The following is a 12,995-nucleotide window of genomic DNA, read 5'->3' on the forward strand; positions in this document are numbered from 1 at the left end:
AATGGCAAAAAAAAGTGTACGAGACATCGCATTAGAGATATTATTACAAATCGAGAAAAATCAAGCATACAGTAACCTTCTTTTAAATCAACGAGTGAAAAAGGAATTAATTTCTGAACGTGATATTGGTTTATTGACAGAAATCATATATGGAACGATCCAGAGACGAGATACGCTAGATTACTATCTCACACCCTTTGTAAAAAAAGGTTTAAATAAGCTTGAACAATGGGTGCTAGTATTATTGAGATTATCATTGTATCAAATGATTTATTTGGATCGTGTTCCTGAACATGCAATCTTAAATGAGGCAGTTACAATTGCTAAAAAGCGCGGCCATCAAGGGATATCAGGGATGGTAAATGGAGTTTTGCGTAGTATTCAAAGAAGTGGTGTACCATCAATAGAGTTAATCAAAGATGAGATGGACAAATTGGCGATTGAAACAAGTCACCCTAGGTGGTTGATAGAGAGATGGGTGAAGGAATTTGGTTATGAGGATGCAAAGAAAATGGCAGAAATGAATTTAATTCCACCATCGGTAACTATTCGAGTTAATCAAGTTAAGAGTACAGTCGAGGAAGCAGTAAAGCGACTAACCGATGAGGGGTTAATAGTAACAAAGGGAGACCTTTCTCAAGATGCTATTAAGGTTACAAAAGGGTATGTACCTTCTTCGTATAGCTTTATTAAAGGGTTTGTTACAATTCAAGACGAGAGCTCGATGCTTGTAGCGAGAGCATTAGACCCACAACCTGGAATGAATGTCCTTGATTGTTGTGCTGCCCCTGGAGGGAAAACTACTCACTTAGCTGAAAGGATGGAAAATGAAGGACAAGTAACAGGATTAGATTTGCACTCTCATAAAGTAAAGCTTATAAAAGAGCAACAAGACCGATTGGAGTTATCGAATATTGAAGCCAAGGCGCTAGATGCTAGAAAGGTACAAGAAGAGTATGAAAATGAAAGTTTTGATTGTATTCTTGTTGATGCCCCATGTTCTGGTCTAGGTGTTATTCGAAGAAAACCGGATTTAAAATGGACAAAAACTCAGAATGATATTGAAGGAATTACTAGTATTCAAAAAAGTATTTTACAATCTGTCGCTCCATTACTTAAAAAGGGAGGACGAATTGTCTATAGTACTTGTACAGTAGATCGGGTTGAGAATGAAGATGTAGTTAACAACTTTTTAAGTCAAAATGATGAATTTTCACTTGATGAATCGATGGGTGAGCGTTTACCACAAGAAATATTGACATCTAAACGATATCAACCAGGTATGCTTACGATATTACCACAGGATTTTGGAACAGATGGTTTTTTCATTTCCGTTATGAAAAAGCAATAAAGCAATGATAAAATGTTGAAGGATTAGTAGTAAATATTGGCGAAAAAATGTACGTAAAAGTTTGTGAACTTTGTAGCTTTTAAAATATAGTTGAAGGTATGTAAAGAGGAGACGAGGTGACTTTGATGCAATTTGCTTTTAAAACAGATGTGGGTCAAATTAGACCCCATAATGAAGATAACGGTGGTATTTTTGAACATGAAAATGGTTCAATATTAGCGGTTGTTGCTGATGGTATGGGTGGACATCAAGCAGGTGATGTAGCGAGTCAAATGACAAGTGAATTACTCGAAGGTAGATGGAAGAGTACTACATCGATACAAACTCCAGTGGAAGCAGAAAAATGGCTATACGAAAGAATAAACGAAGTAAACCAAACTTTATACTCCCACGCAAAAGGTAATGCAGAATGTGAAGGTATGGGGACTACACTAGTGGCAGCTGTATGTACGGAGCAATTTATTTCAATAGGCCATATAGGCGATTCTCGTGGTTATTTATTAAATGATAATGGATATGCGCAGAAAACAGAAGACCATTCGTTAGTAAATGAACTCGTACGTACAGGGCAAATTTCAGATGAAGAAGCTGAAAATCATCCTAGAAAAAACGTATTATTACGCGCGCTTGGTACAGAAACAGATATAAAAGTCGATGTTACAACGATAAATTGGGAAGAGGGAAACTATCTTCTTTTATGCTCTGATGGTCTTTCTAATAAAATATCAGATGATGAAATGTCTGAATTGATAGCGAAGGAAGAAACGATTGATGAAAAAGTGAATCAGCTCATTAAACTAGCCAATAAACGAGGTGGCGAGGACAATATAACCGTAGCCCTTGTCCATTTTAACGAGCCAAAAGAAGCTAGGTGATGATACCGGATGCAAAATAAACGAATAAATGGTCGCTATCAAATATTAGAAACAATAGGCGGCGGTGGAATGGCGAACGTGTACAAGGCACGAGATGTTATTCTTGACCGTGATGTTGCTGTTAAAGTACTTCAACCCCAATTTTCAGGTGATGAAGAATTTATTAAACGTTTCCGTCGTGAAGCGCAAGCGGCATCAAGCTTAGCACATCCTAACGTTGTAAATATTTATGATGTAGGGGAAGAAGAAGATGTTTATTATATTGTAATGGAATATGTTGAGGGTGTAACCTTAAAGGAGTTAATTCAAAAAAATGGAGCATTACCGCTTGAGGATGTAGTCGATATTATGTCTCAAGTGACTTCAGCTATTTCTCATGCTCATGCTAATCATATAATTCATAGGGATATAAAGCCTCATAATATTTTAATTAGTCATTCAGGTGATGCGAAAGTAACAGATTTTGGAATTGCTAGGGCAATATCCTCTGCAACTATTACACATACAAATTCCGTAATGGGATCAGTTCATTATTTATCGCCTGAACAAGCTAGAGGAGGACTTGTTACTTATAAGTCAGATATTTATTCTTTAGGGATTGTTTTATATGAAATGGTAACAGGAAAGCTTCCGTTTGATGGCGATACGGCTGTCTCGATTGCTATTAAGCATTTACAGGATGAGATTCCTATTCCAAAAGAGCTTAATCCTAGTCTGCCTCAAAGTATTGAAAATATTATCTTAAAATCAACAGTAAAAGACCCATTTCATCGATTTGAAACTGTACAGGAGATGGAGCAAGAAATCACTATTTCTTTATCACCAGAACGAAAAGATGTAGCTAAATTTCAAATTCCTTTAGATGATGTTGAAGCAACAAAAGCGATACCTATTATTAAAGAGGGAATGTTTCCTGAGGATGATTTAGACAAGACAATTGAGGTTAGAGCTCCTGATGCTAGTACTAAGATTGTCAACAATGATTCTCATAAGAATCTTAAATCAAAAAAGAAGCCAAGAGCGAAAAAATGGCTAACGATTCTGTTAGTATTGATGTTTCTTACAGTCGGTTCGGCAATAGCGGCATTTGCTATATTACCTAACCTATTAAAAGTTGATGATGTAGAAGTAGTAGACGTTATAGGGATGGAGTATGAAGAAGCAAAAGACCTTCTTGAAGACTTAGGGTTTACTGTTGAGAGGGAAGATACTTTTGATGAAGATATGGAAGAAAACCATGTTGTAAGACAAAATCCTGTCGCAGGAAGGGTTGTTAAAGCCCATACAACAACAGTTACTCTTTTTGTAAGTGTAGGGAGAGAGACTGAAGAAATGCAAAACTTTGTAGGTCTTCAAAAGAATGATGTGGAACGTATGCTAGAACGTTTTGAAAATTATGAATTTAAGCCAAGAGAGACTACTGAACGTTCTCCTGGTACGATTGTTACGCAGGATCCTGCTGCAAACACACCAGTTATAGTTGAAGAAACAACTGTTATTTTAACTTATAGTGTAGAGCCTACAGTAAGCCTAGAAAATCTACAAGGACGTAAGGAACAGGATGTACGAGATTATTTCCATAACAATGGATTAATTGGTATTTACTCATATCAATATTCAAATACGGTAGAAGAAGGGCGGGTGAAATCCCAGTCGGTAACTCCTTTTACTAGATTAAAAAAAGGCTCTGAAGTAAAGATAGAAATATCAAAAGGACCCGAGCCTGTTCCAGAACCGAAAGTGCGTGAAGGGAAAGTAGAGGTTGCTATTAATATTCCAGAAACGGATCATGGAATGTCAACACGTGTAAGAATAACCTATATTGATTCAACGACAGATAATGAAATTGTTTCAGTAGATAAGGAGATTTCAGAATCGGAAACGTTCCAAATTTCATTAAAAGTAAGTGAAGAAAAGCCGGCAACAATTTTTATTTATGAAAATGGAAATATTGAGGATACAAGAACTATTAGATATTCTGATTTATAAATTTTCTGGACAACTATAGAATTTTGGTTTGGTTTTGTCTAAAATAGGGATTATTAGAAAAAATAAAAGGGGATGTGTCAAAATTGTTCTATTTTTGATACATCCCCTAAAGTAATAACAATGATTTTTTGTGATACATACAAACAATTGTGGCTTTAATAGTAAAAAGGAGGCATACATGGCAACCGGAAAGATTATCAAGGCTCTAAGTGGTTTTTATTATGTGAAAAATGATGAAGGTACGTTTCAATGCCGGGGAAGGGGGAACTTTCGAAATAGGAATATTAAGCCTCTCGTTGGTGATGAAGTAGAGTTTCAGGTAGAAAACAAAACGGATGGTTATATTCTTGATGTATTTGAACGTGATAATGAGTTAGTACGCCCACCAATTTCTAATATAGATCAAGGGATTCTAGTTTTTTCAGCAATTGAACCAAATTTCAGTTCTCATTTATTAAACCGTTTTCTTGTTCATTTAGAGGCTAATCGAATTGAGCCATTAATCTGTATAAGTAAACTAGACCTACTAAATGATAAACAAAATGAAGAAATAGAAAAATATAAAGAAAATTACGAAAAGATTGGCTACACTGTTATCTTAACTTCTACAATTACGAAAAAGGGACTTGAAGAAATACAACCTTTCTTAGATGACAAAGTTAGTGTGATAGCTGGACAGTCTGGAGTTGGAAAGTCTTCTTTATTGAACGGAATAAGGCCAGATCTAAAAATAGAAACTAATGAAATTTCAACACATTTAGGACGAGGGAAGCATACTACAAGACACGTAGAACTTCTCCCGATTGGTAATGGACTTGTAGCAGATACACCAGGTTTTAGTTCATTAGATTTCATTGATATTGAAGCAGAAGAGTTATCTGATTATTTTTTAGAAATGCGTGAACGCTCAGGAGGGTGTAAATTCAGAGGTTGTACTCATACATCTGAACCAAAATGTGCTGTAAAAGATGCTCTTGAAAGAAATGAAATTTTACAGTATCGATATGACGATTATGTTCAGTTCTTAGAAGAAATTAAAAGTCAAAAGCGGAGGTACTAATATGGTTAAAATAGCACCATCAATATTATCAGCAGATTTTTCAAAGCTAGGGGATGAAATTAAGGAAGTAGAACAAGGAGGGGCGGATTATATCCATGTTGATGTTATGGATGGACACTTTGTTCCAAACATTACAATTGGACCATTAATCGTTGATGCGATTCGTCCAATTACTACTTTACCTTTAGATGTTCATTTAATGATTGAAAATCCAGATTTATATATTCCACAATTTGCGAAAGCAGGAGCAGATATAATTACTGTTCATGTAGAGGCTTGTAATCACTTGCATCGTACAGTTCATTTAATCAAGGAACAAGGAGTGAAAGCTGGTGTTGTGTTAAATCCTGCGACACCTGTTGATACGATTCAACATATCATTGATGATGTTGATATGGTACTGTTAATGACGGTCAATCCAGGCTTTGGTGGACAGTCATTTATCGAAAGTGTTATTCCGAAAATTAGAGCAGTTTCAGAAATGGCAAAATCTAAAGGGCTATCTATCGATATAGAAATTGATGGAGGAGTTAACGCTGAAACAGCAAGACGATGTGTTGAGGCAGGTGCAAATGTACTTGTTGCAGGGTCAGCAATATATAGCCAAAAAGACAGAACAGCTGCAATAAAGGCTATTAGAGGAAATTAGCATTACATAAAAATAGAAGCAACAGTTCAGTGGAGCTGTTGCTTTTTTTGAATTTAACAATTGCTTCACACTCTTTGGGTAACTGACATAATTTAGATAGGGGAGCATATACATGGTGATAGAGCACGTCTTCAAGATAGGAACCTTTTATGTGAAAATAAGTTTTGATTATTAGAATTTCTCTGTGACTGTGACATTGTGGTAAGTGGGTTAGTTATCATTTTATAATGACTGTGGATTTGGCTTGTCCATGTACTTTTTTAAGGGAGCAAGATGGCTTGAAGGTTTTCTTAAAAAAGAGGGTACTATTTTGGTAGTGATGAATATACTAGTATAAATGAGCATTAGGTTTGTCATCATCCTTCATTATATGTCGGTGGCAATTCATGTTGAGGAGGAGGAGCTATGAAATTTTATACGATTAAGCTGCCCAAGTTTTTAGGTGGATTTGTAAGAGCAATTTTAGGTTCATTCAAAAAGGGATAAGAGATCAAAAAAAGCACCTAAATATAAGGTGCTTTTTTGATTAGAAAAATGAAAAAGAGAAGTTGCCCTAAGACAGCTTCTCTTTAGCTGCTAACGATCGTTAGCATGAGCAATTAAACGCGCTCTACTTTGCCAGACTTTAATGCACGAGCAGATACGTATACACGTTTTGGTTTACCGTCAACCATGATACGTACTTTCTGAACGTTCGCACCCCAACGGCGCTTAGTTTTATTCAACGCGTGTGAACGCTGATTTCCTGTGCGCGCTTTACGACCAGTAATAACACATTTGCGAGCCATCGTATGCACCTCCTTGTTCCCTCTACGAGATCAATCATAAACTGTGATCATCAAAAATCATACTCGATAATCTTAGCATAGCAATTACCGGATTGCAATAGTTTCCACAAAAAGATATCAAGGAAAGTTGCTTGACAGCAAAGAAGGACAAATTATTAATGGCAAATTGCAAATTTAAATCAAAATGCTAAAGGCATTAGTAAGATAGTTAAATAGTTTATTCGAAGTTTTAAGTAAAGACGAAAATTCGCAATTCGCAATTAAATTCATAACTCATAACTCATAACTCATAATTGTACTATAACCCCGTATCAAACTTTTAAAATAACAAATAGTATAGTAAAATGGTGTACAGTAGAATCATTTCCAAAGGGGGCTATATTTATGTCAATTGAAATGAAAACACAAAATGGTGTCATCGATGTATCGAAAGACGTTGTTGCTACCATTGCAGGCGGAGCAGCAATTGATTGTTACGGTATTGTTGGAATGGCTTCTCGTAAACAGATAAAAGATGGAATTACAGAATTATTAGGGAAAGAAAACTTTCGTCGCGGTGTAGTGATTCGTGAAGAAGAAGAGGAAGTACATATTGATATGTACATTATCGTAAGTTATGGTACGAAAATTTCAGAAGTAGCTTATAATGTGCAAACTAAAGTGAAATATCAACTAGAGCAAATGTTAGGGTTGGACGTTGATTCTGTGAACATTTTTGTACAAGGTGTCCGTGTAACAAACCCTTAATGGAGGTAAGGAGGAGCGTTTGTGTCAGTAAAGGAAATTAAAGGTCAATTATTAGCTCAAATGTTTATTGAAGGTGGGGCTAATCTAACAAAACATGCAAATATAGTGGACGCCTTAAATGTTTTCCCTGTACCCGATGGTGATACAGGGACAAATATGAAATTGTCAATCACATCAGGTGTAAATGAGGTTAAGCAAAAATCTACAGACCGAGTTAGTGAAGTAGCTACTTCATTTTCAAAAGGTTTATTAATGGGAGCAAGAGGGAATTCCGGTGTTATTCTTTCTCAGCTTTTTCGAGGTTTTGCTAAAGGCGTTGAGAATAAGGATAAGGTAAATGCAGAAGAATTAGCAAAAGCCTTTGAACTTGGTGTAAGCATGGCGTATAAAGCAGTTATGAAACCTGTAGAGGGAACGATTTTGACTGTTGCGAAAGATGCTGCTAATGCAGCTGTAAAATTAGCTAAGAATGAAAAGGATATCCTACTTGTGATGGAGGAAATCGTTAGCGAGGGAAGAAACTCTTTAAAACGAACGCCTGATCTTTTACCTGTTTTAAAAGAAGTAGGAGTAGTTGATTCTGGTGGACAAGGACTTCTGTACATTTATGAAGGTTTTTTAGCTATACTAAGTGGAAAAGAGTTATCTGATACCCAGCCTGTACAACCTTCAATGAATGATTTAGTTAATATTGAGCACCACAACGCTCAAAGTATGCTTTCTACAGATGAGATTGAGTTCGGTTATTGTACTGAGGTAATGGTTAAGTTTGATGCTGAAAAAGTGTCAAAAACTCCTTTTAATGAAACTGAATTTAGAGATAGCCTTGATAAACTTGGAGATTCTCTACTAGTCGTTTCTGATGAAGACTTATTAAAAATTCATATTCATGCTGAACAACCAGGGGAAGTTATTACGTCAGCCCAACAATTTGGAAGCCTAATCAATGTGAAAATTGAAAACATGCGTGAACAGCATACTCATTTATTAGAAGAAACGAAAGCTGTCTATGGTGAAGCGGTCGAGCAACCAAAAGAAAAGCAGCCTTTTGGTGTTGTAACAGTTGCCATGGGTGAAGGAATTGAGGAATTGTTTAAAAGTGTAGGGGCAAATGTAGTTATCCAAGGTGGACAAACGATGAACCCAAGCACTGAGGATATAGTAAAAGCAATTAAGGAAGCAAATGCTGAGAAGGTAGTCGTGTTACCTAACAACTCAAATATTATAATGGCAGCTGAACAAGCGGTAGATGTAAGTGATACCGATGTCGTTGTTGTACCTACAAAATCAGTACCACAAGGTTTATCGGCACTACTTGCCTTTAATCCAAGTCAGTCATTAGAAAGCAATGCATCTTTAATGGAAAAAGCTATGGGTGATGTGAAGACTGGTCAGGTTACTTTTGCTGTTCGCGATACGAACCTAGAAGGTATTGAAATAAAAAAAGATGACTTTATGGGTATTGAGGAAAAGAAGATTATTAGCTCAGGACCTTCTTTATTAGAAGTTACAAAAGAACTAATTGACAAAATGGTTGATGATGAGTCAGAAATCATAACGTTAATTTGGGGCGAAGGTGCATCAGAAGAAGATGCAGCTGAAGTTGTTTCTTATATAGAGGAAAAGAATGAAGAGGTAGAAGTTGAGGTACATGAAGGAAAACAACCGCTTTATTCATTTATCCTTGCAGTAGAATAGAGAGTAGTCATAGTTATTTTACTACGAAAGAGGGGTCAGTCCCCCAGGGATTGTGGTTCCCTGGAGGTCTGACCTTTCGATTTGTATATCATAAACTCAACTTAGGAGGTCATCATGAAATACAGAACAGTTTTTGATATTATAGGACCAGTTATGATTGGTCCCTCGAGTTCCCATACAGCTGGTGCCGCAAGGATAGGGCGAGTGGCTAGAACTCTCTTTGGTCGTAAGCCTACTTGGACGAATATTTCATTTTATGGTTCGTTTGCTAGCACATATAGAGGACATGGTACTGATGTGGCAATAGTTGGTGGTATCTTAGATTTTGATACGTTTGATGACCGTATAAAAGATTCTTTACAAATCGCTAAACAGTCAGGTATAAAGGTTAATTTTGAGGTGGAGGATGCGATACCAAACCATCCAAACACAGCGAGAATTGTCATAGGTGATGAAAAAGAACAGCTAGAATTAGTAGGGATATCAATTGGTGGCGGAAAAATTGAAATTACTGAACTTAATGGGTTTGAATTAAAGCTTTCGGGTAACCACCCTGCGATTTTAGTTGTTCATGATGATCGCTACGGTGTCATTGCAAATGTTTCGAACAACTTGGCGAAACATGAAATAAATATAGGACATATGGAAGTTTCACGTAAGGAAAAGGGACAAGAGGCATTAATGGTAATCGAAGTAGACCAAAATGTTGAAGAGTCCTTGCTAAGTGAAATGGAGAAGCTTCCACATATTTATAAAGTAACAAAAATTCATGACTAGTTTTTTTGATAAAAGTGATTATTTTTCATTTAGAATCCAATCGTAATAACAAAAATGGTACATGATATAAACAAGCATCATTAGGAGGAGGCACCTTAGAATGTTTCGTAACGTAGCAGAGTTAGTTGAAATAGCAGAAAATAAAAATATACCTATATCTGAAGTTATGATAGAACAAGAAATGTCTGTTACAGAAAGAAGTCGTGACGATATCCTCTCTCAGATGGAACGGAATTTAACCGTTATGGAGGATGCAGTAGAAAGAGGTATAAAAGAGGATGTACGCTCCGTTTCGGGGTTAACTGGCGGGGATGCTGTTTTATTACAGCGTTATATTGAAAAAGGTAATATGCTTTCGAATGACACATTGTTAGATGCTGTCAGTAAAGCCGTAGCAACAAATGAAGTGAATGCAGCGATGGGAATGATTTGTGCAACACCAACTGCAGGGTCTGCAGGAGTCGTACCTGGTGTTCTATTTGGGTTAAAAAATAAATTAAAACCTTCGCGCGAACAGATGATACGATTTTTGTTTACGTCAGGTGCCTTTGGGTTTGTTGTAGCAAACAACGCTTCTATTTCAGGAGCTGCCGGTGGGTGTCAGGCGGAGGTTGGTTCTGCTACGGGTATGGCTGCAGCAGCGGCTGTTGAGCTTGCAGGTGGAACTCCGCAACAATCCGCAGAAGCGATGGCGATTGCGTTGAAAAATATGCTTGGCTTAGTATGTGACCCGGTAGCTGGTCTCGTGGAGGTACCATGTGTAAAACGAAATGCGATTGGCGCATCGATTGCTATTGTTGCTGCTGATATGTCATTAGCAGGTATAACAAGTAGAATTCCGTGTGATGAAGTAATTGATGCAATGTATCGAATTGGTGAAACAATGCCAGTTGCTTTAAGAGAAACTGCCCAAGGAGGTCTTGCGGCGACACCGACAGGAAAAGCATTAGCTGAAAAGATCTTCGGTGCAACGCAAAAGGAAAATGAATAGTCCATTACTACAAGATATAACGGTTGTTAAAGGCGTGGGAGAGGAAACAGCAAAACAATTATACAACTTACGAATAAAAACAATAAAAGACTTAATTGAATATTTTCCATTTCGCTATGAAGATTATAGTTTAAAGAATTTACATGATGTAAAACATGAAGAACGTGTAACTATAGCAGGTGTTATTCATAGTGAGCCAAGTATTCGTTATTTTGGTAAGACGAAGAACAGGCTCTCTTTTCGTCTGTTAGTAGGAAATATATTAATAACGGCGACATTTTTTAATCGTGCATTTTTAAAGAAGCAAATAGTTATAGGTGACACAATTACTGTTACAGGAAAATGGGACCAGCATAGAATGACATTAACTGCAAGTGAAATGAAAAAGGGTGAACAAAACAGCAACCAGTCTTTGTCGCCGGTCTACTCTGTCGGTGGGAAAATGACAGTTAAGACTTTGAAAAAATTAATTTACCAAGCATTTAGTCAATATAAAGATGTAATTGTTGAAGTGTTACCTCAGTATATGTTAGAAAAGTACAAACTTTTACCAAAGAAAGTAGCTATTTATAAGCTGCATTATCCAAAGGATCTACAAGATACTAAACTAGCAAGACGGACAATTGTATTTGAAGAATTACTATTATTTCAATTGAAAATGCAAGCATTTCGAAAATTAACTAGAGACCAAACGAGTGGAATAATCCATCAAATTGAGCAGGGTGTAGTAGAGGAATTTATTGGTCAACTTCCATTCCCATTAACGAATGCACAACAGAGAGTAGTCGATGAAATATTACAAGACCTACAATCTCCTTATCGAATGAATAGACTGTTACAAGGAGATGTTGGTTCGGGGAAAACCGTTGTTGCAGCTATTTGCATGTATGCCGCTATTCGCTCAGGTTATCAAGCTGCTTTAATGGTACCCACAGAAATATTAGCGGAACAGCATCTAGAATCTTTAACAAGTCTTTTAGAGAAGGTAGGTGTAAATGTTGCCTTATTATCTGGATCTGTTAAAGGGAAGAAGCGAAGGGAAAAATTAGAACGTTTACTGTCTGGGGAACTTCATGCCCTAGTTGGAACTCATGCTCTTATCCAGGACGATGTTCACTTTCAGCGTCTTGGACTCGTAATTACTGATGAACAACATCGTTTCGGAGTTGAACAACGAAGAGTTTTACGAGATAAAGGTGAGAACCCTGATGTTCTTTTTATGACAGCTACTCCAATTCCAAGAACTTTAGCAATTTCAGTTTTTGGTGATATGGATGTGTCTATTATTGATGAAATGCCTGCTGGGAGAAAGCCTATTGAAACATACTGGGCTAAGCATGATATGTTAGAAAGAGTATTAGGCTTTATGGAGAAGGAATTAGCTCAGGGTAGACAAGCTTATGTGATTTGTCCTCTAATTGAAGAATCAGACAAGCTGGATGTTCAAAATGCCATTGATGTCCACACAATCTTGCAACAACATTTTAAGCAATATAATGTTGGATTGATGCATGGAAGGCTTCACTCAACTGAAAAGGATGAAGTGATGGAGGCGTTTAGTGATAATCGGTCACAAATTCTTGTTTCGACGACTGTAGTAGAGGTTGGGGTGAATGTTCCTAATGCTACATTTATGCTAATTTATGATGCTGAGCGTTTTGGTTTATCACAACTCCATCAGCTTCGAGGACGGGTTGGACGCGGAGAGTATCAGTCATATTGTATTCTACTTGCTGACCCTAAATCAGAAGTAGGAAAAGAACGTATGAGAATTATGACAGAAACAAACGATGGATTTAAACTTTCAGAACGGGATTTAGAGCTAAGAGGTCCAGGTGATTTCTTTGGTCAAAAACAAAGTGGATTACCAGATTTTAAATTAGCTGATATCGTACATGACTTTAGAGCACTAGAAGTGGCGAGGCAGGATGCTGCAACTCTAGTAAAGTCTGATCAGTTTTGGCAGGGTTCAGAATTCTACCAACTAAGAACGCACTTAGAGGAGCAGGGAGTAGTAGAAGGAGAGAAGCTTGATTAGGAAAAAATGTTTGTTGAAATACAACAACAAGG

Annotated in this window: 12 protein-coding genes; 11 read left to right on the forward strand and 1 reads right to left on the reverse strand. The window is 36.9% G+C overall.

The features are described from left to right. Position 1: 1 nt before the first annotated feature. The 6 genes from rsmB to spoVM all read left to right on the forward strand — a co-directional run bounded on the left by rsmB (position 2) and on the right by spoVM (position 6,410). The gene (gene rsmB, locus CD003_RS02525; protein ID WP_096199314.1) at positions 2–1,351 is read left to right on the forward strand and encodes a 16S rRNA (cytosine(967)-C(5))-methyltransferase RsmB; all 1,350 of its coding nucleotides are present in this window, start codon (positions 2–4) and stop codon (positions 1,349–1,351) included. 125 nt (positions 1,352–1,476) lie between these two features. After that, complete coding sequence (locus tag CD003_RS02530) at positions 1,477–2,226, forward strand: Stp1/IreP family PP2C-type Ser/Thr phosphatase (RefSeq protein ID WP_096202228.1); 750 nt, start codon at positions 1,477–1,479, stop codon at positions 2,224–2,226. A 9-nt stretch (positions 2,227–2,235) separates the two neighbouring features. Beyond that, positions 2,236–4,215 (forward strand): Stk1 family PASTA domain-containing Ser/Thr kinase, encoded by a 1,980-nt coding sequence (pknB, locus tag CD003_RS02535; RefSeq protein WP_096199315.1) that lies wholly within the window; start codon positions 2,236–2,238, stop codon positions 4,213–4,215. Between the two features lie 178 nt (positions 4,216–4,393). After that, positions 4,394–5,275, forward strand: coding sequence for a ribosome small subunit-dependent GTPase A (rsgA, locus tag CD003_RS02540; RefSeq protein ID WP_096199316.1), 882 nt, complete (start codon positions 4,394–4,396; stop codon positions 5,273–5,275). 1 nt (position 5,276) lies between these two features. Then, positions 5,277–5,924, forward strand: coding sequence for a ribulose-phosphate 3-epimerase (gene rpe / locus CD003_RS02545; protein ID WP_096199317.1), 648 nt, complete (start codon positions 5,277–5,279; stop codon positions 5,922–5,924). 405 nt (positions 5,925–6,329) lie between these two features. After that, positions 6,330–6,410, forward strand: coding sequence for a stage V sporulation protein SpoVM (spoVM, locus tag CD003_RS02550; RefSeq protein WP_096199318.1), 81 nt, complete (start codon positions 6,330–6,332; stop codon positions 6,408–6,410). A 113-nt stretch (positions 6,411–6,523) separates the two neighbouring features. On the opposite strand, the gene rpmB is transcribed toward spoVM, so the two are convergent. Beyond that, positions 6,524–6,712 carry a 50S ribosomal protein L28 gene (gene rpmB, locus CD003_RS02555; RefSeq protein ID WP_096199319.1) on the reverse strand — a complete coding sequence of 63 codons (189 nt, stop codon included), beginning with the start codon at positions 6,710–6,712 and terminating at the stop codon, positions 6,524–6,526. A 384-nt stretch (positions 6,713–7,096) separates the two neighbouring features. Here rpmB and CD003_RS02560 point away from each other — a divergent pair, with 384 nt between their 5' ends. From CD003_RS02560 to recG, 5 genes are all read left to right on the forward strand, one after another. After that, a complete protein-coding gene (locus CD003_RS02560; protein ID WP_096199320.1) occupies positions 7,097–7,459 on the forward strand; it encodes an Asp23/Gls24 family envelope stress response protein in 363 nt (120 codons plus the stop codon). Positions 7,460–7,480: 21 nt separating this feature from the next. Then, on the forward strand, positions 7,481–9,157 hold the full coding sequence (locus CD003_RS02565; protein WP_096199321.1) for a DAK2 domain-containing protein: 1,677 nt from the start codon (positions 7,481–7,483) through the stop codon (positions 9,155–9,157). Positions 9,158–9,271: 114 nt separating this feature from the next. Next, positions 9,272–9,934, forward strand: coding sequence for an L-serine ammonia-lyase, iron-sulfur-dependent subunit beta (sdaAB, locus tag CD003_RS02570; RefSeq protein ID WP_096199322.1), 663 nt, complete (start codon positions 9,272–9,274; stop codon positions 9,932–9,934). 100 nt (positions 9,935–10,034) lie between these two features. Continuing rightward, positions 10,035–10,925 carry an L-serine ammonia-lyase, iron-sulfur-dependent, subunit alpha gene (sdaAA, locus tag CD003_RS02575; RefSeq protein WP_096199323.1) on the forward strand — a complete coding sequence of 297 codons (891 nt, stop codon included), beginning with the start codon at positions 10,035–10,037 and terminating at the stop codon, positions 10,923–10,925. Continuing rightward, complete coding sequence (recG, locus tag CD003_RS02580; RefSeq protein ID WP_096199324.1) at positions 10,918–12,963, forward strand: ATP-dependent DNA helicase RecG; 2,046 nt, start codon at positions 10,918–10,920, stop codon at positions 12,961–12,963. The genes sdaAA and recG overlap by 8 nt, the downstream gene beginning before the upstream one ends. Positions 12,964–12,995: the final 32 nt, after the last annotated feature.

It is taken from the genome of Bacillus sp. FJAT-45350, from assembly GCF_002335805.1.
Lineage (GTDB): Bacteria > Bacillota > Bacilli > Bacillales > NISU01 > FJAT-45350.

Bases quoted from the DNA above. Each gene is read 5' to 3' on its own strand.
- rsmB (WP_096199314.1), top strand. From the start codon at position 2: ATGGCAAAAAAAAGTGTACGAGACATCGCATTAGAGATATTATTACAA.
- CD003_RS02530 (WP_096202228.1), top strand. From the start codon at position 1,477: ATGCAATTTGCTTTTAAAACAGATGTGGGTCAAATTAGACCCCATAAT.
- pknB (WP_096199315.1), top strand. From the start codon at position 2,236: ATGCAAAATAAACGAATAAATGGTCGCTATCAAATATTAGAAACAATA.
- rsgA (WP_096199316.1), top strand. From the start codon at position 4,394: ATGGCAACCGGAAAGATTATCAAGGCTCTAAGTGGTTTTTATTATGTG.
- rpe (WP_096199317.1), top strand. From the start codon at position 5,277: ATGGTTAAAATAGCACCATCAATATTATCAGCAGATTTTTCAAAGCTA.
- spoVM (WP_096199318.1), top strand. From the start codon at position 6,330: ATGAAATTTTATACGATTAAGCTGCCCAAGTTTTTAGGTGGATTTGTA.
- rpmB (WP_096199319.1), bottom strand. From the start codon at position 6,712: ATGGCTCGCAAATGTGTTATTACTGGTCGTAAAGCGCGCACAGGAAAT.
- CD003_RS02560 (WP_096199320.1), top strand. From the start codon at position 7,097: ATGTCAATTGAAATGAAAACACAAAATGGTGTCATCGATGTATCGAAA.
- sdaAB (WP_096199322.1), top strand. From the start codon at position 9,272: ATGAAATACAGAACAGTTTTTGATATTATAGGACCAGTTATGATTGGT.
- sdaAA (WP_096199323.1), top strand. From the start codon at position 10,035: ATGTTTCGTAACGTAGCAGAGTTAGTTGAAATAGCAGAAAATAAAAAT.
- recG (WP_096199324.1), top strand. From the start codon at position 10,918: ATGAATAGTCCATTACTACAAGATATAACGGTTGTTAAAGGCGTGGGA.